This window comes from Streptomyces sp. Je 1-79 (assembly GCF_025195125.1).
GTDB lineage: Bacteria > Actinomycetota > Actinomycetes > Streptomycetales > Streptomycetaceae > Streptomyces.
The window spans coordinates 165,822-182,842 of record NZ_JAMGSL010000005.1 but is presented as its reverse complement, the minus strand read 5'-3'; the positions used below and the strand labels follow the sequence as shown (position 1 = coordinate 182,842).

The 17,021-nt window shown below is 68.9% G+C and carries 12 protein-coding genes; 5 read left to right on the top strand and 7 right to left on the bottom strand.

The annotated features are described in order from the left end of the window. Window positions 1–679 precede the first annotated feature (679 nt). The 4 genes from M5362_RS11375 to M5362_RS11360 form a co-directional block, all read right to left on the bottom strand. Window positions 680–1,870, bottom strand: coding sequence for a Gfo/Idh/MocA family protein (locus tag M5362_RS11375; protein WP_260227329.1), 1,191 nt, complete (start codon window positions 1,868–1,870; stop codon window positions 680–682). Beyond that, window positions 1,867–3,528: a hypothetical protein gene (locus tag M5362_RS11370; RefSeq protein ID WP_260227328.1), complete on the bottom strand. Its 1,662-nt coding sequence runs from the start codon at window positions 3,526–3,528 to the stop codon at window positions 1,867–1,869. The genes M5362_RS11375 and M5362_RS11370 overlap by 4 nt, the downstream gene beginning before the upstream one ends. A gap of 82 nt (window positions 3,529–3,610) precedes the next feature. Continuing rightward, a complete protein-coding gene (locus M5362_RS11365) occupies window positions 3,611–4,543 on the bottom strand; it encodes a carbohydrate ABC transporter permease (protein ID WP_374214453.1) in 933 nt (310 codons plus the stop codon). Between the two features lie 2 nt (window positions 4,544–4,545). Beyond that, window positions 4,546–5,574: an ABC transporter permease gene (locus M5362_RS11360; RefSeq protein ID WP_374214443.1), complete on the bottom strand. Its 1,029-nt coding sequence runs from the start codon at window positions 5,572–5,574 to the stop codon at window positions 4,546–4,548. 491 nt (window positions 5,575–6,065) lie between these two features. Here M5362_RS11360 and M5362_RS11355 point away from each other — a divergent pair, with 491 nt between their 5' ends. Then, a complete protein-coding gene (locus tag M5362_RS11355; protein WP_260227325.1) occupies window positions 6,066–7,214 on the top strand; it encodes an ROK family transcriptional regulator in 1,149 nt (382 codons plus the stop codon). A 185-nt stretch (window positions 7,215–7,399) separates the two neighbouring features. Further along, entirely contained in the window at window positions 7,400–9,307 is a 1,908-nt protein-coding gene (locus tag M5362_RS11350) for a hypothetical protein (RefSeq protein WP_260227324.1), read from the top strand. A gap of 313 nt (window positions 9,308–9,620) precedes the next feature. On the opposite strand, the gene M5362_RS11345 is transcribed toward M5362_RS11350, so the two are convergent. The 3 genes from M5362_RS11345 to M5362_RS11335 all read right to left on the bottom strand — a co-directional run bounded on the left by M5362_RS11345 (window position 9,621) and on the right by M5362_RS11335 (window position 13,807). After that, window positions 9,621–9,938 carry a putative quinol monooxygenase gene (locus M5362_RS11345; RefSeq protein ID WP_260227323.1) on the bottom strand — a complete coding sequence of 106 codons (318 nt, stop codon included), beginning with the start codon at window positions 9,936–9,938 and terminating at the stop codon, window positions 9,621–9,623. A gap of 111 nt (window positions 9,939–10,049) precedes the next feature. Then, on the bottom strand, window positions 10,050–12,608 hold the full coding sequence (locus M5362_RS11340) for a GH32 C-terminal domain-containing protein (RefSeq protein WP_260227322.1): 2,559 nt from the start codon (window positions 12,606–12,608) through the stop codon (window positions 10,050–10,052). Window positions 12,609–12,835: 227 nt separating this feature from the next. Next, window positions 12,836–13,807, bottom strand: a complete 972-nt coding sequence (locus M5362_RS11335; protein WP_260227321.1) for a carbohydrate kinase — start codon at window positions 13,805–13,807, stop codon at window positions 12,836–12,838. Window positions 13,808–14,085: 278 nt separating this feature from the next. On the opposite strand from M5362_RS11335, the gene M5362_RS11330 reads away from it, so the two are divergent. The 3 genes from M5362_RS11330 to M5362_RS11320 all read left to right on the top strand — a co-directional run bounded on the left by M5362_RS11330 (window position 14,086) and on the right by M5362_RS11320 (window position 17,012). Beyond that, the gene (locus tag M5362_RS11330; RefSeq protein WP_260227320.1) at window positions 14,086–15,096 is read left to right on the top strand and encodes a sugar ABC transporter substrate-binding protein; all 1,011 of its coding nucleotides are present in this window, start codon (window positions 14,086–14,088) and stop codon (window positions 15,094–15,096) included. Between the two features lie 99 nt (window positions 15,097–15,195). Next, complete coding sequence (locus M5362_RS11325) at window positions 15,196–16,191, top strand: ABC transporter permease (protein WP_260227319.1); 996 nt, start codon at window positions 15,196–15,198, stop codon at window positions 16,189–16,191. Continuing rightward, the gene (locus M5362_RS11320) at window positions 16,188–17,012 is read left to right on the top strand and encodes an ATP-binding cassette domain-containing protein (RefSeq protein ID WP_260227318.1); all 825 of its coding nucleotides are present in this window, start codon (window positions 16,188–16,190) and stop codon (window positions 17,010–17,012) included. The genes M5362_RS11325 and M5362_RS11320 overlap by 4 nt, the downstream gene beginning before the upstream one ends. Window positions 17,013–17,021 lie beyond the last annotated feature (9 nt).

Genomic DNA, 17,021 nt, shown 5'->3' with positions numbered 1-17,021 from the left:
TGAAGGGGCGGGTGCCGGTCAGCTCGTCATAGACCGACAGGGGCCGGCGGCCGACCTCGACCTGGGTGACCGCGGTCCGGTTCAGCAGGGCCGCCAGCGGCCCGGATTCGGGGCCTGTGTTTGCCGGCGGGTCCGGGGCAGGCTCCCATCGCCGGCTGTGACGCGGCGGCCGACGGGGTCGACGCATCGCGCGCAGCCCCGAATTCACCAACCGCATCCGCCAGACCGTAGTGTCCCAAAGCCGCTTCCAAATCGAGCATTGACGCCACATAGCGACACCCGTCGCCGGCCTTCGGCGCGGCCGTCAGTCCGGGTTCGGTGCTCAGCGGTAGCAGCATATCGATGGAATGCGGTCAGGACCTCTGCTCGGGTACTGGTCGGTCCTCACGTACCGTAGAAGCTCTTTTCCGCCATTGACGTGGGCCAGGATCACCGACAAGTGGTCCAGAATCACCCCACTTGACGAGCGGTCGACAGCCGCTCGACGGCCGTGGGCATCTGGTGTCGCGATCACAGGTCGAGGCGGCCTTCGCGAAGGCGTTCGTCGGCGAGCTTGTGACCGGCGAGCCGAGCCACGTCCACCAGCCCCGGCGACGAACCGGCGCGGCCGTGGAGCAACGCGACCGCCCCGGCCTTCCTGCGAGGAGGCCGGGGCGGTGGTGCGGTGCACTGACGCTTCCTACTTCAGCGCTTCCGTCCGCCGCTGGCCGTCCGCGAAGTAGGCGACCAGGCTCGGGTCCAGCGGTGGCACCTCGTACGCCGCGCCGCCCTCGCGCAGCGAGCGCGTCGCCATGACCCCTGCGGCCACACTCATCCGGGCGGCGACGGGCGACGTGTCCGTGGCACCGCCGTCGCGTGCGAAGCGGCAGAACTCCTCGATGATCCGTGCGTCCGCGCCGCCGTGCCCGCCCTTCGCGTCGGGCACCTTGTGGACCGCGTCGGCGTCGACGCGGTAGTCGCTCGGTCCGGTGTTCCAGACGCGGACCTCGTCGCCGGGCCGGTCACCGAAGTTCTCCAGCCGGCCCTCGGTCCCGATGACCGTGTAGTTGCGCCAGTAGTCGGGGCTGAAGTGGCACTGCTGGTAGGCGGCGACGACGCCGTTGTCCAGCCGCATGTTCATCACGGACACGTCCTCGACATCCACGATGTGGTGCAGGTTCCTGCGCTCGCCCGGCGGCCACTCGAACGTGCGCAGCCAGCCCTCCGGCCGCGGGGTGTCGGGCTCCCGACGCGGCAGGTCGCCGTAGACCATCAGATCTCCGAGGGCGTTGACGCGCTGCGTGTATCCGCCGGCCAGCCAGTGGATCACGTCGATGTCGTGAGCCGCCTTCTGGAGCAGCAGCCCGGTGGTGCGGCGGCGGTCGGCGTGCCAGTCCTTGAAGTAGTAGTCACCGCCGTACGAGACGAAGTGCCGTACCCACACGGTCTTCGGCACACCGATGTCCCCGCGGGCGATGATGTCGCGCATCAGCCGGACGACGCCCATGTGCCGCATGTTGTGCCCGACGTAGAGGCGACTGCCCGTCTCGTACGCGGTGCGCAGAATCGTGTCGCACTGCTCGACGGTGATCCCCAGCGGCTTTTCCACGTAGGTCGCCTTGCCCGCCTCGAGGGCGTCGCAGGCGATGGCCTCGTGCGTGTCGTCGGGGGTGGCGACGATGACGGCGTCGATGGTGTCGTCGTCGAGGAGCGTCCGGTGGTCGGAGTAGGCCGTCGCGCCGGGGAACCGCCCGGGAACCCCGGTCCGCACCGCCGGGTCGGTGTCGGCCACCGCGGCGACGACCGAGCCTTCGCCCGGACGATGGGCGGAGTCGGCGAGGTTGCGCCGCAGTCCGAGGCCGATGACGCCGATGCGCAGGTCGTCGGTCACTTGCCACCGCCCTGGGCGATGGCCTTCTCGAACTCGCGCCGCATCGCGTTGCCCGCGGCCCGCTGCCAGGCGGGGAGGATCTCCTTCTTGAAGGAGGAGAGCGGCTTCCGGCCGGCCACGAGGTCGGTGATGGCGCCGTAGAAGTCGCCGGACGCGGAGGCGCCCTTGTTCGAGTTGGTGTCGGAGAAGAGGCCCGTGGTCGGATTGACTCGGGCGAGCTTCATCAGTTCGAGCTCGGTCTGGTGGATGGCGCTGGTGACCTCCGGCTTGCCGGGCAGGTAGAGCGCCTGCGGAGCGTTGCCGAAGAAGGTGATGGCCTGCCGGGTGGTGAGCACCTCGGCGTTGCCCTTGGTGTTGAGCATGACATCACCGTCCTTGGAGCGGGTGTGATGGGTGCCCTCCAGACCGTAGTCGAGGAAGAGGCGCTCCGCGGTGCCGAAGGGCGCGCTGAGGTAGTTCATGATCTGAAGCAGCGTCTCGATGCGCTCCTTGGGCACCGTCTTGTTGATCGCGGTGAACCCGACCGAGCCGTAGCCGAAGCTGAAGCTAGGCCTGATGCCCGGCTCCGCGGCGAAGGGGACGATGACCTTCGCCGGCCAGTCGTACATCGCACTGTCGTTGAGGAAGCCGGGAAAGGACTGGACATGGGCGCCGAGGAAGCCGCCCTCCAGCTTCTCCAGAGTCGTGGCGAGGTTGGGGTCCGGCCAGAAGAGCTGCGCCTGCCGGCACTTGAGGGCGAACTCGAGTCCGGCGAAGAACTCTTCCGTCTCGAACGTGTGGGTGAGCTTGCCGCCGTCCAGCCGCCAGCCGTTGGGCGCGCCGTACCACAGGGCGAACTGACCGATGTGGTTGACGTAGGCGGGCTCCAGCACGTACTTCTTGCGCTTGGTGTCGAGCAGTTCCTTCCCCTTGTCGAGGAAGTCCTGGGCGCTGTCGAACCGCGCACCGCCGACAGGCTTCCAGAAGTCCTCGTTGGCGACGTAGACCTGTCCCATTCGGCCGTACGGGACGGCGACGCCCCAGAGCTTGCCGTTGAAGACGGCGGTGCGCCATGCGAAGTCGGGGATGTTCGCCAGGTGGGGGTACTTCTTGACGGCGTCGCCCGCGAGGTACGGCGTCAGGTCGTGGAACTTGGCCTTGAGGAGGGCGGGGACGTTCTTCAGGCCCTGGTTCGGGGGGAACCACATCAGGTCGTGCATGTCGCCGCCGGCGACGGTCGCGTTGAACTTCGCGCGGTAGACGTCCTCGGCACCGAGGCCGTTGACGATCGTCATACGCAGTTCCGAGCCGAGCCGCTTGTTGAGCTCCTGCCAGTAGGAGTTGCGGTTCATGGCCGGGGCCGCGGTGGTGAACGTCTCCGTCAGGGCGGTGACCGGCTTTCCGTCACCGGGCACCGCGGTGACGCTACGGGCGGGGTCCTTGGGGTAGCGCAGGTAGGCGGGGTCCAGGCCCTGGCCGTTGCCGAGCAGGTCCGGAGGGGTGACCTGCGCCGGCACGTAGGTCGGCAGCTTCAGCCTGGCCGAGGCCTCCGCGCCGGCGCCGTTGGACGTGCCCGTTCCGGAGCTGCACGCGGCGAGAGCACCACCTCCTGCGACGGTGAGGCCGGCCGCACCGGCGGCGCCGAGGAATCCACGACGGTTGAGGTTTCTGGAGGACATGGCTCTCCCTGAAGCGATGAAGGGGGAAGGACGAACGGCGGGAATGACCGGCGACCGGCGAAAGGAACGGTGGAAGAAGGGCTCAGGCTTTGATCGCGCCGGTGAGGACGCCCTTGGTGAAGTACTTCTGCAGGAACGGGTAGACCGCGATGATCGGCAGGACGGCGAGGATGAGGACGGCCATCGACAGCGAGGTGCTCGCCGGGAGGACGCTGACACCCATCGCCTTGGCGTTGAACGTGTCGCCCTGGAGGACGTACGAGCGCAGGACGACCTGCAGCGGCAGCTTGTCCGGGTCGTTGATGTAGAGCATCGCGTTGAAGAAGCTGTTCCAGTAGGTGACCGCGTAGAACATGCCGACCACAGCGATCACCGCCTTGGACAGCGGGAGCACTATCTTCAGCAGCACCTTCAGATCGCCTGCCCCGTCGAGGCGCGCGGCCTCGTGCAGTTCTTCCGGGATGCCTTGGAAGAATGCCCGCACCACGATGACGTTGAAGGCGTTGAGCATGATGGGTACGACCATCGCGCCGTAGGTGTCGAGCAGTCCGAGCGCCTGCGCCACCAGGTAGTTGGGGATGATGCCCGGTGTGAAGAGGAACGTGCCCACCACGATGAGGAGCAACGGCTTCCCGGCGAGGGTCCCGGGTCGCGAGAGCCCGTAGGCGAGGCAGATCGTGCACAGCAGGCTCAGTACGGTGCCGACGAGGGTGATGCCGACGCTGACCAGCGCGGCGCGGGTGACCACGCCACCGGAGAGCACCACCCGGTACGCCTCCAAGGTCGGATCCGCGGGGAAGAGCACATATCCGCCGTTCGCCGCCAGTTCGGCCTTGGTGGCCAGGCTGGTGCCGATGGCGAGCAGGAACGGGTAGCCGACGGCGACGATCATCGCGACCATGACCAACAGCTTGAGCCCCTGGCCCGCCCTGCTGGGCTGTTCCATCCATACGGGGCGCTCGGTCGGGCGGCGGCCGCGCCGGCCCTTGCCGAGAATCGTCGAAAGCGACGCCATGCTCATCGGTAGACCCCCTGCTCGCCGAGGCGGTGAGCGAGTTTGTTCGCGAGGACGATCAGGATGAATCCGATGACGCCCTTCATCAGGCCCGCGGCGGTGGACATGCCCCAGTCCCCGTCGACGACGCCGTGGAAGTAGACGTAGGTGTCCAGTACCTCCGCCGCTTCCGCGCCTACCGCGTCACGCTGGAGCAGCATCTGCTCGAAGCCGACGGAGAGGATGTCGCCGAGCCGCAGGATCAGCAGCATGATCATCACGGGGCGGATGCCGGGCAGGGTGATGTGCCACATGCGGCGTAGCCACCCGGCGCCGTCCATGGCCGCTGATTCGTAGAGCGAGTTGTCGATGGACGCCATGGCGGCGAGGAAGATGATCGCGCCCCAGCCGGCGTCCTTCCAGACGGCCTGGGAGGTGAGCAGCAGGATGAACGTGTCAGGGTTGTTCATGATGTTGCCGACGGCGATGCCGTTGTCGTTGAGCAGACTCGTCACCGTGCCCGCGCCGCCGAAGACCTGCTGGAACATGCCCACGACCACGACCCAGGACAGGAAGTGCGGCAGGTAGACCACGGTCTGCATCAGCCGACGGGTCCTGGTACCGATCAGGGAGTTGAGGAAGAGCGCGAGGGCGATCGGCGCCGGGAAGTAGAGGAACAGCTGGACGACGCTGATCTCCAGGGTGTTCCACACGGCGGACCAGAACTCGGGCTGTTCCAGTAGCGCGGTGAAGTTGGCCCAGCCGACGAACGGGCTCTGCTGGAACCCCAGATACGTCTGGTAGTCCTGGAAGGCGATGACGTTGCCCGCCAGCGGCAGGTAGAAGAACACCGCGAAGTACAGGATGCCGGGCACGCACAGGAGCAGCAGCGTTCGGTCCCGCTTGAGGCGTGCGCCGAAGCGCCGTCGGGCCGCGAGGTCGCGGCCGGCCTTTCCGGCCTCTGTACGCGGACGTGCGCGCCGATCGCGCGGCGGAGCGGGTTGAGGCGTGTCCGGACGGGGCGAAGTGGATGCAGTGGCCGACACGTTCACCTCCTGCGGCGAGTGGTAGCGGGGAGAACTTCGGCAGACGCCCAGACCGTCGTGGGGCGCTCGGGGAGAGGGATCCGTTGTGTGCCCGGGCGGAGCCGGGGCTTGAACGCAGTCGTCGTACTCATCACAGGTGTCGCTGCCTCAGCCAATCCGAGAACGGGATGCCGCCGGTCGCCTCGCCGGGTGCACGCGGGGCCGGCACCGAAGCCGCGGCGTCGTCTCGACGCCTTCGGGCTCCGTGCGGATGTGGCAGGAGTCAACAGCGCGGGTCGCGCCCCGGTCAATACCTATATTCAAAGAGTTTTGCTAAGTGACGCCACCATTACGCCGGGCCCGACCCTCGGCTGGAGACCGCTCCGCCCGTGACCGTCCCCAGTTCTCCTGGGTGGCACGGCGCTCCGGGTCTCTCATGCGGACGACGGAGGCCGGCGGCGACGAAATCCGAATCACCTGCTGTTTCTCTGTGAACTTTCGTAAGTAGGATGCCTGGCATGAACCAGCACGGCGGTGACGCCTCTCTGTTGCGGCGATTGAACTCCGCCGCCGTCCTGCGCGTTCTGCGGCACCGCGAGACGGCCGCAACCCTGACCGAGCTGGCCCAGCAGGTGCAGGTCTCCAGGCCGACGGTCGAGACGATCATGGAAGAGCTGCTGGAGCAGGGGTGGGCCGAAGAGTGCGGCCAGGAGCGCGGTCTGCGCGGCCGGCCCGCCAAGCGCTACCGGTTCCGCGCCTCGGCCGGACGCGTCCTCGGTCTGAGCGTGGGCGCCTACCGGCTCCAGGCGGTGGGGGTCGACCTGAACGGGCAGGTCACCCAGTCCCGCAAGGCGGCGATCTTCCCCGACATGACGGCGGGCGAGCGCCTGGACGCGATCGAGCGTTTCATCGCCGACTGCTCGGAGGAGCTGGGCCAGCGCCCCATGGCCGTGGGGGTGGGCACCACCGGGGTCGTCGACGGTACCGGGCGCGTCGTGAAGAGCTCCGTCCTGTCCGGGTGGACGGGCCTCGCGCTCCAGGACGAGCTGTCGGGCAGGATCTCGGCTCCCGTGGTGGTCGAGAACGACGTCCGGCTCGCCGTACTGGCCGAGCAGTGGCGCGGCGCCGCCGTCGAGCGCATGGACGTGCTCTACCTCTTCGCGGGCAACCGGATGTCGCTGGGCATGCTGATCGGAGGCAAGCCGTACCGCGGGGCCCACTCGGCCTCGGGCGAGATCGCGGAACACGCCACCGGCCTGTGGCAGGTCTTCGGTCCCGTCATGGACTTCGCGATGGCGGTCGAGCCGGGAGAGCTTCGCTCGCCGGCGCAGGCCGCGGAATTCGCCTTCGGCAGGGCCGCCGCGGGCGAGCCGCGGGCCGCGGAGGCCGTGACCGCGCTCGCGGTCGGGCTGGCGGAGAGCCTCTTGACGGTGGTGGGCCCCTTCGACCCAGAGATGGTCATCATCGGCGGCTCGCTGTCGAGCGGTGGCGCCCTGCTGGTCGAGCCCATCCAGGAGCACCTGAACCGAGCCTGCCTCTATCCGCCGGAGGTCGTGGCGTCCGGTCTGGGGAGCGACTCGGTCGCCATCGGTGCGGCGAGACTGGCTCTCGAGTACGCGGAATCCGATATCGCTTTGGCTAATAGATCGGACACCACAGGCGCATAACGGTCTGTTCCGGGCGCCAAGAGCCCGAAGCCCGGACCGGCCGAGGCCAATAAACCTGGCGGTTTGAATAAAGTGTCGCTACTCTCTGCTGCCACAGGGAAGGGCACCCCCGTGATCGTGCCCGAGGCGAGGAGGTTCGCGCTCCCTGCGTCATCACGTACCCGTGTGGACAGGGGATCCCAGGCATGACCAGCACGTCGCGGTACCACTTGCGCTACCAGCTCCTTCCCGGGCGGGACCCTCGCGAACTGGGTGAGTTCTGCGTCGCGCACGGGATCGAGGAAGTGGTGCTGATCTACGGGTCCGAGGAGCTGCACACCGGCCATCTGGTCGGAGCCGACGAGGACTTCTGGTTCGAGCACGTCGCACACGCCCACAAGGTGCTCACGGAGCACGGCGTCTCGCTCAGTCTCAATCCCTGGGTGACGGCGGGACACGCCGACCGGGGGCGCGTACAGGACGTGGGATTCGCGCCTCTGGTCTCGCCCCAGGGGGAGGTCGCCACCGCCGCGGCCTCGTTCGCGTGCCCGGTCTGGCGCGACTGGCTCGCGTCGCACTACGGGCGTTTCGCCGGCCTCGGCTTCCGTGTGCTGTGGATCGAGGACGACTTCCGCTTCCACAACCACGCGCCGCTCACCTGGGGCGGGGGTTTCGAGCCCGGCATGCTCGACCGGTTCGCCGAGCTGGCCGGCGAGCGCCCCTCCAGGGAACAGCTCGTCGAGGCCATCACCGGCCCGGGCGTGCACCCGTGGCGAGAGATCCTGCGCCGCACGTGGCGCACGACGCAGCTGGAGGCCCTGGACGCCGTGCGGGACGCCGTCGCGGGCCGCGCGCAGTTGGGCCTCATGAGTTCCGGCCTGGGATCCGCGTCCCTGGAAGGGCGCGACTGGAAGGCCCTGTTCACCCGCTGCGACGTGCACCGCCCGCACTTCGCCCCGTACAGCGACCAGCCCGGTGCCTTCCTGTCGTACTCCGTCGCCATGCTCGAACTCCAGAGGCCGCTACGGCCCGACACGGTCGAGGTCGCGCCGGAGATCGAGAACTGGACGCACACGGAATGGAGCAAGTCCGACACCCAGACGTGGTCGGAGATGGTCACCGCGCAGCTCTCCGGCGCTGACGCGCTCCTTCTGGACCTGTTCCCGTTCGTCACCGGCGGCCCCGCGCGCTATCCCCGCATCGGTCGCATGCTCGACGCCTCACGCGCCGCGCTCGACGCGACCGTCACCGAGGACCTGACGACCATCGGCGTGGGCGTCCCCTGGTGGCCCGACACGGCGGCGTCGATCCCGGGCGACGGCACGCTCCGCGGCCTGGAGGCCGACCCGGTGCGCACCGCGCGCTTCCTGCTCTCCTACGGCATCCCGATCCAGGCAGGCAGGGCTCCCGTCACAGCGCTCTTCGGCAGCACCGCCTGGGGCGTCCCCGACGACGAACTGCCGCGACTGCTCTCCGGTGGCCTGCTCCTGGACGGGGTGGCCGCGCGGATCCTCGAAGAACGTGGCTGCGGGGAGTTCCTCGGCGTCGAGGTGGGCGGGATCGTCGAACGGGACACGCCGCAGCCGGAGCCGTACAGCATGGAACACATCCTCGACAGCGACGCGCTGTTGAGCGTGAACGTCCAGCCCGCCCTGGCCAGGCTCACTGCCGTGCCCGAGGCGCAGGTGTGGACGCGCATCCTCACACCACGGCGTGACCACTGGGGCGACGGCCGGGTCGCCTACACCAACAGCCTCGGCGGGCGAGTCGTGACCATGGCCGCGTGCGCGCCCGAGACGCTGGGCCGATGCGACGACGGACAGCGCCTGGCACAGCGCATGGTCCGCTTCCTCGGCGCCGAACTCCCCCTGGTCACCGGCGGACCGCACCTCGTCCCGCACTACGGTGAGGCCGACGGCGTACGGCGACTGGCGATCGCCAACGGTTCCGCCGACCCGGCACGCCCTGTGGTGGTGACCGACGGCGATCCGACGGCCCTGCTGCTGGAACCCCTGCGGGAGCCGGTGTCGGTCCCGGTGCGGCGAGCCGGGCCGCACCTGCACGTCGAGGCCGACGTACCCCACCGCGGATACGTGATCCTGCGCTGGCCGTGACCCACCGGCCGTCGCGAGACCGCCGGTCATGACGAGGATGGGGCCGCGGGGCCGTCGGCCAGCGCCGCTTGCACATCGTGATCGGCTCGATCAGCCCATGAACGTCAACCGCACCTGACGCTCCGGGTTGTCCTTGTTCGTGTCCACCAACCTCCGCAAGGACAACCCCGAGCCGTCTTCGGCGGACGGCCCGCCGCTGAGGCGTGGACGCACCGGGGGCGAGACAGCTGTCGTGGCGCGGCTGCAACCCTCACGATCGGTCAAGTCCGTCGGATGCGAGTGCGTCGGCCGGCCGCCCGCCGTCCGGGACAGCCTACGAGTCACCACCCCACTGCGTGGCGTCGAGCGGGCTGAGGAACGTGAGGACGGACTCCTTCTCAGTGATCGACTGCCGCAGCTCGGCGTTGAACAACGAGCCGTAAGGCGCTGCCAGGTGAGCCTGGAACGCCGCCTCGTCCGCGTACACCTCGAAGATCCAGTACGCCAGGGGGTCGGACTGTTTCGTGTACACCTCGAACGCCAGGTTCCCGGGTTCTTCGCGGACGTGCCGACAGTAGTCCCTCACCAGCTCGGCGACGTGTTCCTCGGAGCCGGGCCGGACACCGAACTCGGCCAGCAGAGTTTTGCGCATGTCGTTCTTCCTGTCTGTCTCCGGCGTGGCCGGCGTGGCGTGAGCGGTACGGGCGGGGGGCCGGTTCCGGCATCCCCGCCCTGCGCTGTCAATGAGCGCGCATGAGCGCGATCAGTCGCGGTACGAGCGCAGCTGCCAGACCTGGATGCGGTCCAGGCCGACGGAACCGCCTTCTGCGAAGACCTGTACCCCCTCGCTGTCCGGGTCGGGGAAGATCTGGTCGGTGATCACGGCCTGGCCGTCGCCGCCGAACACCTCCACGGAGGACCAGTCGACCAGGATCCGAAGCCTGACCTTGCCGCCCTTGGCCGTCAGCGGCGCGCGTTGGACACCGGGGAAGTCGTCGCTGAAGTCCACCGCGCCCGACCTCGCGCGGTCGACGTACAGTTCCTGGGTCTCGGTGTCGTAACCGATGACGGTCTCCTGCCCTTCGCCCGTGCGGACCTTGAGTCCGAACCGCTCGGCGTCGCCGAGGGAGAAGGTGGCCCGGATGTCGAGCGCCTTGCCGTCGGCACGTCCCCCGGCCAGAGGCGTGGAGCCGTCGGTGACCGTGACGTCGCGCACGCTGACGGGCGGCGCGGTCCGCAGCGACTCCAGGGAGGTCACCGGCTGCTGGGTCAGCCGGATCCGGCCGTCCACGGTGCGCAGCCCCATCTCCCTCGGCATGCTCTGCGCACTACGCCAGGGGGAGGTGGGAACGCTGTTGCCGTACTGCCAGTTGTTCATCCAGCCGATCATGCGGCGCCTCCCGTCCGGGGCGTCCTCCCATGACACGGCCGCGTAGTAGTCCTTGCCGTGGTCGACCCAGTCGGCGCGCTGGATCCTCGACAGCGCGGGCGTATCGGCGGCGGTGAACTGATCGGCTGAGATGTGGCCCCAGCCCGCGGTGTTCATGTCGACGAGCTGGACCCGGGCCTGCTTCCCGGCGTACGGGCGCAGGTCGAACGAGGCCCAGTCCAGGGTTTCGCTGTCCTCGCCTGTGGCGGTCCGCACGACCGTGCCGTCCACGAGCAGGTTCACAGACGTCTCGTTCGAACGTGGCGTTGCCGGGGTGTCCGACAGCATGATGTGGTCGACGTTGATATGGCCCCAGCCACCGGTGTTCTGGTCCACGATCTCGATACGGGCGGTCCTGCCGGATAGATCGGCGACGTTCCAGGTGGCCCAGTTCAGTGCCTCGGAGTTCTTGCCGGCGGCACTGCGGACGACCTTGCCGTCCACGACGAGGCGCACCGCGGTGGGAGCCTCGGCGCCGGAGGGGTGGTTGCCGCCTCCGACGAGGAGGTTGATGTGGTCCTTGTCGATGGTGAAGTCCGGTGAGGTGAGCGTCCCGACGGTGGAGTCGCCGTTCAGGAAGGTGTTCACCAGGCCGTCGCCGAGGTGCCCGGACACTTCCTGCTGGCCGGGCAGCGTGCCCGTCGCCGGGCCGTCGCCGAACGCGGTGCCCGTCGCGGTCCAGGAGCCGTAGCCCGCCGCTTCGAAGTCGGCCAGGACCGTCCCGGTGGGCACCGGCTGCTCACCCATGACGGCGCCGGTCACGTGCGGGTGTCGTCCACCGCCGACCTTGAAGTTCAGATAGGGGCTGTCGACGGTGAAGGCGGGTGAGGTCAGGGTGCCGGTCGCGCCGTCGTGACCGTGGAAACTGTTGGCGTAGCCCGTGCCCTCGACGCCGGAGACGGGCAGCTGTCCCTCGAGCGGGCCGGTGGCCGGTTCGTTCCCGAACGCCGTGCCGGTCGTCGCCCAGGCGCCGAAGCCGGGCTGTTCGAAGTCCTGCATGACCAGCCCGGCGGGCGGGGTGTAGGAGCCGTCGTCGTCGGGGGTGAACCTCCTGCCGTCGAAGTCGCCGACGAAGTACTGCGCGGCCGAACCTCCCGCGATGCCGCCGGGGTTGATGTTGACGACCAGCACCCACTTCGTGCGGCTCGGATCTCCGTCGACCGGCAGCGGGAACAGGTCGGGGCACTCCCATACGCCGCCCACGGCACCGGCCGGGCCGAAATCGCTGAGCAGCTCCCACTGCTTGAGGTCCTTGGAGGAGTAGAACCTGACCTTGTGCTCGGTGGACAGGGACACGGTCATGAGCCAGCTCTTGGTGGGGGCGTACCACTGCACCTTGGGGTCGCGGAATTCCTTCGAGCCGATGTCCAGCACGGGGTTGCCGGCGTACTTGGTCCAGGTCCGACCCCGGTCGGTGCTGTAGGCCAACGACTGGGCCTGCTTGCCGTCGGCTTTGTACGCGCTCGTGTAGACGGCGACCATCGCAGGGGTGTTCTCGGTGCCGAAGCCCGAGGTGTTGTGATGGTCGACGACCGCGCTGCCGGAGAAGACCATCTCCTCGTCGTCGTGCGGGATGGCGAGCGGGAGTTCCTCCCAGTGCACAAGGTCCCTGCTGACGGCGTGGCCCCAGGACATGTTGCCCCAGGTGCTGCCGCTGGGGTTGTACTGGTAGAAGAGGTGGTACTCGCCCTTGAAGTAGACCAGCCCGTTGGGGTCGTTCATCCAGTTCTTCTTCGGTGTGAAGTGGAACTGGGGCCGGTGGGGCTCGGTGTACGGCGGGCTGTCGGATGCCGCGGCCCGGGGGGCGACGGCGGTGACGGCGAGCGCGCATGTTGCGGCCGCCGCGGCGACAAGCCGCAGCGGGGCACGGCGGAGTACGGGGCCTGGGCTCATGGTCTCTCCTGCACTGTGGGGCGGCGTCCCGGCCGCGTCCGCTGCGGTGGGCACGACCGCCGGAAGGGGATTGCAGTGCCGGCCGGTGGGGGCGGCCCGGAACAGCAGGTGTCATCGCTGACACATGTCAGCGATGACACCTGCTGGGGAGTGATGATGAGCTTGCGCGCGGCGGTGCGTCAATGGTTCCGGCAGACTCGTCCGGGCCGGACCGGGGTGCGGGCCGGTCACCCGACCGCGGTCGCCGGCGGCCGCAACTGGCTCTCCCAGGGCGGGTTCGGGCCGCTGGCGGAGCAGGTGAGCGCCGCGACCCGGGCCGCGAACGCACACGCCTCCGCGACGTCGTCCATCCGCAGATCCGTCAACCGCCCGCCCAGCAGGCCCCTGGCGTCGAGATGGTGCAGAAGACCCGCGGTGAACGAGTCCCCCGCCCCCACGGTGTCCACCACCTCGGTCGGCGGAGCCGGCACGGCGGCCCGGTCGCCGTCCAGTGAGGCTGTCGCGCCGCGCTCGCCGCGAGTGACCACCACGAGCCGGGCACCCGCCGTGTGCCAGACGTCGCAGGCGCGCTCGACCGAGTACCCGGGCAGCAGCAGCTCCAGGTCGTCCTCGCTCAGCCGCAGGATGTCCGCGAGCGCGCACCAGCGCTGCAGGCGTGCGCGGTAGACCTCGGGCGCCACGAGCAGGGGCCGCACGTTCGGGTCGATGGAGATCGTGGCCGCATCAGAGGCGCGGGCGAGGAACTCCTCCACCACGGGGCCGCCCGGTTCGCGTACGAGGGCCAGAGAACCCGCGTGCAGACAAGTGGTGGACGCGAGATCCGCTGCGGACAGTTCGTCCGCCGTCCACTGCCAGTCCGCTGTGCCCTGCGCGTGGAAGGAGTAGACCGCCTGACCCCGGGCGTCGAGCTCGGCGACGGCCAGGGTGCTGGGCTCGTGAGCGCGTATCGCCCGGGACAGATCGACGCCGGATGCCTCGAGGTGAGCACGGAAGAGCCGACCGAAGACGTCGTCCGACAGCCGAGCCAGGAAGCGGACGGACGTGCCCAACCGGGCGAGTGCCACGGCCGTGTTCGCCGGGCCACCGCCCGGCATGACCCGCAGAGCGAGCTCGGGAGCGAACTCACCCGAGGTGGGCGCGGGAGCGGTGAAGGCGTCGGCGACGCATTCTCCGAGGACGGTGACCCGAGGCAGGCGCATGACGGCTTCTCTCCAGTTGGGGCGGCGCGGTAGCGGTGCGCAGCAGGGCGGTTCACGAGGGGCGGCGTCATCGAAGTACGGACCTTCTTCGACGTTGCCGATTTGTGACGGTGCCAAGGCATTGACGTTGCGCGGAGTCGGAGTCCATCATCCTCCGCAAGCAGTGTCAACGATGACATGTGTTAACGATGACACTCGCCGCACAGCAACGACCTCCCCCGCGCCGCAGCCTGTCCGACCAGCGCGGCCGCTCCGCCCGAACCCCGCAGGAGTCATTCATGTCCCGTAGGAACCGTGCCGTTCCCACCCTTGTCCGCGTCACCGCCTGCGCCGCCGTCGGGGCGCTGGCCCTGACCGCTTGCGGCTCCGGCGCCCAGGGCGGGTCCAGTGGATCGGTGAAGGTCGGCCTGATCACCAAGACGGACACGAACCCCTTCTTCGTGAAGATGAAGGAGGGCGCCGAGCAGGCCGCGAAGGACAGCGGCGTCGAGCTCGTCAGCGCGGCCGGAAAGTTCGACGGCGACAACGCGGGCCAGGTCACCGCGATCGAGAACATGGTCAACTCCGGTGTGAAGGGCATCCTCATCACGCCCAACGACTCCAAGGCGATCGTCCCCGCCCTCGAGAAGGCCCGCGCCAAGGGCGTCCTGGTCATCGCCCTTGACAGCCCGACCGAGCCGCAGGACGCCACCGACGCCCTGTTCGCCACCGACAACGTCAAGGCCGGCGAGCTCATCGGCCGATACGCCAGGGCCGCCATGGCCGGCAAGCAGGCGAAGATCGCCACTCTTGACCTCGCGCCCGGAGTGGCTGTGGGCGTGCAGCGGCACGAGGGCTTCCTCAAGGGCTTCGGCGTCCCGGAGGGCGACCCCTCGGTCGTGTGCATGCAGGACACCGGCGGAGACCAGGCCAAGGGGCAGACCGCGATGGAGAACTGTCTGCAGAAGGCGCCGGACATCAACGTCGTCTACACGATCAACGAGCCGGCGGCTCTGGGCGCCTACACCGCGCTGAAGGCCAAGGGTCTGGAGAAGAAGGTGCTGGTCGTCTCCGTCGACGGCGGCTGCACGGGCACGAAGGCCGTCCAGGAAGGCAAGATCGCTGCGACCTCGCAGCAGTACCCGCTCAAGATGGCGTCCCTCGGCGTGAAGGCCGTCGCGGACTTTGCCAAGGACGGCAAGAAGGCATCCGGTTACACCGACACCGGCGTCACCCTGATCACCGACAGGACGCAGTCGGGCGTCGACGCCAAGGACACCGCGTACGGCCTGGAGAACTGCTGGGGCTGAGCCCCGGCGTCAGCCGACCGGTCCGGCCCAGCCCCTGTAGCCGGGGCCGGACCGCCCTCATCCACCACCGGCGAACAACCACCACCGGCAAGGACCCCAATGACTGCCACCACCACGCCCTACGCCCAGCTGAAAGGACCGACCGCGGTCCGCCGGCTGCTCACCACACCGACCGCGGGCCCAGTCGCCGCCCTCCTACTCGCCTGCGTCTTCTTCTCCCTGACGACCGAGCAGTTCCTCACCGGTGGCAACTTCTCCCTGATCGTCCAGCAGGTCATGGTCGTGGGCACGCTCGCCATCGGCCAGACCCTGATCATCCTTACGGCGGGCATCGACCTCTCCTGCGGTGCCGTGATGGCGTTCGGTAGCATCGTCATCGCCAAGATGGCGGCCGAGGGCACCCTTCCGCCGATCGCCGCGATCACCCTGGGACTCGTGGTCTGCGGAGGCTTCGGACTGGTCAACGGCCTGCTCGTGCAGCTGATCCCGCTGCCGCCGTTCATCGTGACGCTCGGCATGCTCAACGTGGCGTTCGCCCTGACCCACATCTACTCCGCCGAGCAGACGGTCACGAACGTCCCGGCGCCGCTGACCGCCCTCGGTGAGACGTTCCCACTGGGCAACACCGACATCACGTACGGCTCGCTCGTGACGATCGCCCTGTTCCTGCTCTTCGCGTACGCGCTGAGCAGCACGTCGTGGGGCCGGCACGTGTACGCACTCGGCAACAGCCCTGAGGCCGCCCGCCTCAACGGCATCCGCACGTCCCGACTGACGATCGGCATCTACTCCCTGGCCGGACTCGTGTACGGGATCGCCGCACTTCTCCTGATCTCCCGCACCGGCGTCGGCGACCCGCAGGCCGGCCAGACCGACAACCTGGACAGCATCACCGCCGTCGTCCTCGGCGGAACCAGCCTCTTCGGCGGGCGCGGCGCCGTCCTCGGCACCTTCGTCGGCGTCCTCATCGTGGGCGTGTTCCGCAACGGCCTCCAGCTGATGGGTGTCGCCTCGATCTACCAGACTCTGATCACCGGCGCCCTGGTGATCCTGGCCGTGACCGTCGACCAGATCTCCCGGAAGAAGGCCCGATGAGCACCGACACCCCTGTCCTCCAGGCCCGCGGCCTGGTCAAGCGGTACGGCCACGTCACCGCCATCGACGGTGCCGACTTCGACCTGCTGCCTGGCGAGGTGCTCGCCGTCATCGGCGACAACGGAGCGGGCAAGACCAGCCTGATCAAGGCACTGACCGGCGCGATCACCCCGGACGAGGGGGAGGTACGGCTGAACGGCGAGCCCATCCGGTTCAGCGGTCCGCAGAGCGCCCGGCAGCACGGCATAGAGACCGTCTACCAGGACCTGGCCGTGGCAGCCTCCATGGACATCGCCTCCAACATGTTCCTCGGACGCGAGCTGCGCCGGCCCGGATTGCTCGGCAGCGCGTTCCGCATGCTCGACAAGAAGCGGATGCGGCAGGAGGCAGCGGCCCACATGGCGGACCTCAAGATCGGTCTGCGGTCGTTGTCCCAGCCGGTGGAGACTCTCTCCGGCGGCCAGCGGCAGGCCGTGGCCGTGGCCCGCTCGGTCGCCTGGGCCCGCAGTGTCGTCGTGATGGACGAGCCCACGGCCGCGCTGGGCGTCAAGGAATCCGGACAGGTCCTCGACCTGATCCGCCGGGTCCGCGACAAGGGCATGCCCGTGGTCCTGATCAGCCACAACATGCCGCACGTCTTCGAAATCGCCGACCGCATCCACGTACACCGGCTCGGCCGACGTGAGGCCCTCATCAAGCCGTCCGACTACTCCATGGCCGAGGTCGTCGCCATCATGACCGGGGCGCTGCGTGTCGAGGAGGGCGGTACCGTCGTCTCCGACGCGGACGCCGCCAAGGCGGCAGGCGTGTCAGCCCACTGAATCAGATCT

Coding starts and splice junctions, on each gene's coding strand:
- M5362_RS11370 (WP_260227328.1), bottom strand. CDS start 3,528: ATGTCCTCCAGAAACCTCAACCGTCGTGGATTCCTCGGCGCCGCCGGT.
- M5362_RS11365 (WP_374214453.1), bottom strand. CDS start 4,543: ATGGCGTCGCTTTCGACGATTCTCGGCAAGGGCCGGCGCGGCCGCCGC.
- M5362_RS11340 (WP_260227322.1), bottom strand. CDS start 12,608: ATGAGCCCAGGCCCCGTACTCCGCCGTGCCCCGCTGCGGCTTGTCGCC.
- M5362_RS11350 (WP_260227324.1), top strand. CDS start 7,400: ATGACCAGCACGTCGCGGTACCACTTGCGCTACCAGCTCCTTCCCGGG.
- M5362_RS11325 (WP_260227319.1), top strand. CDS start 15,196: ATGACTGCCACCACCACGCCCTACGCCCAGCTGAAAGGACCGACCGCG.
- M5362_RS11335 (WP_260227321.1), bottom strand. CDS start 13,807: ATGCGCCTGCCTCGGGTCACCGTCCTCGGAGAATGCGTCGCCGACGCC.
- M5362_RS11320 (WP_260227318.1), top strand. CDS start 16,188: ATGAGCACCGACACCCCTGTCCTCCAGGCCCGCGGCCTGGTCAAGCGG.
- M5362_RS11355 (WP_260227325.1), top strand. CDS start 6,066: ATGAACCAGCACGGCGGTGACGCCTCTCTGTTGCGGCGATTGAACTCC.
- M5362_RS11330 (WP_260227320.1), top strand. CDS start 14,086: ATGTCCCGTAGGAACCGTGCCGTTCCCACCCTTGTCCGCGTCACCGCC.
- M5362_RS11345 (WP_260227323.1), bottom strand. CDS start 9,938: ATGCGCAAAACTCTGCTGGCCGAGTTCGGTGTCCGGCCCGGCTCCGAG.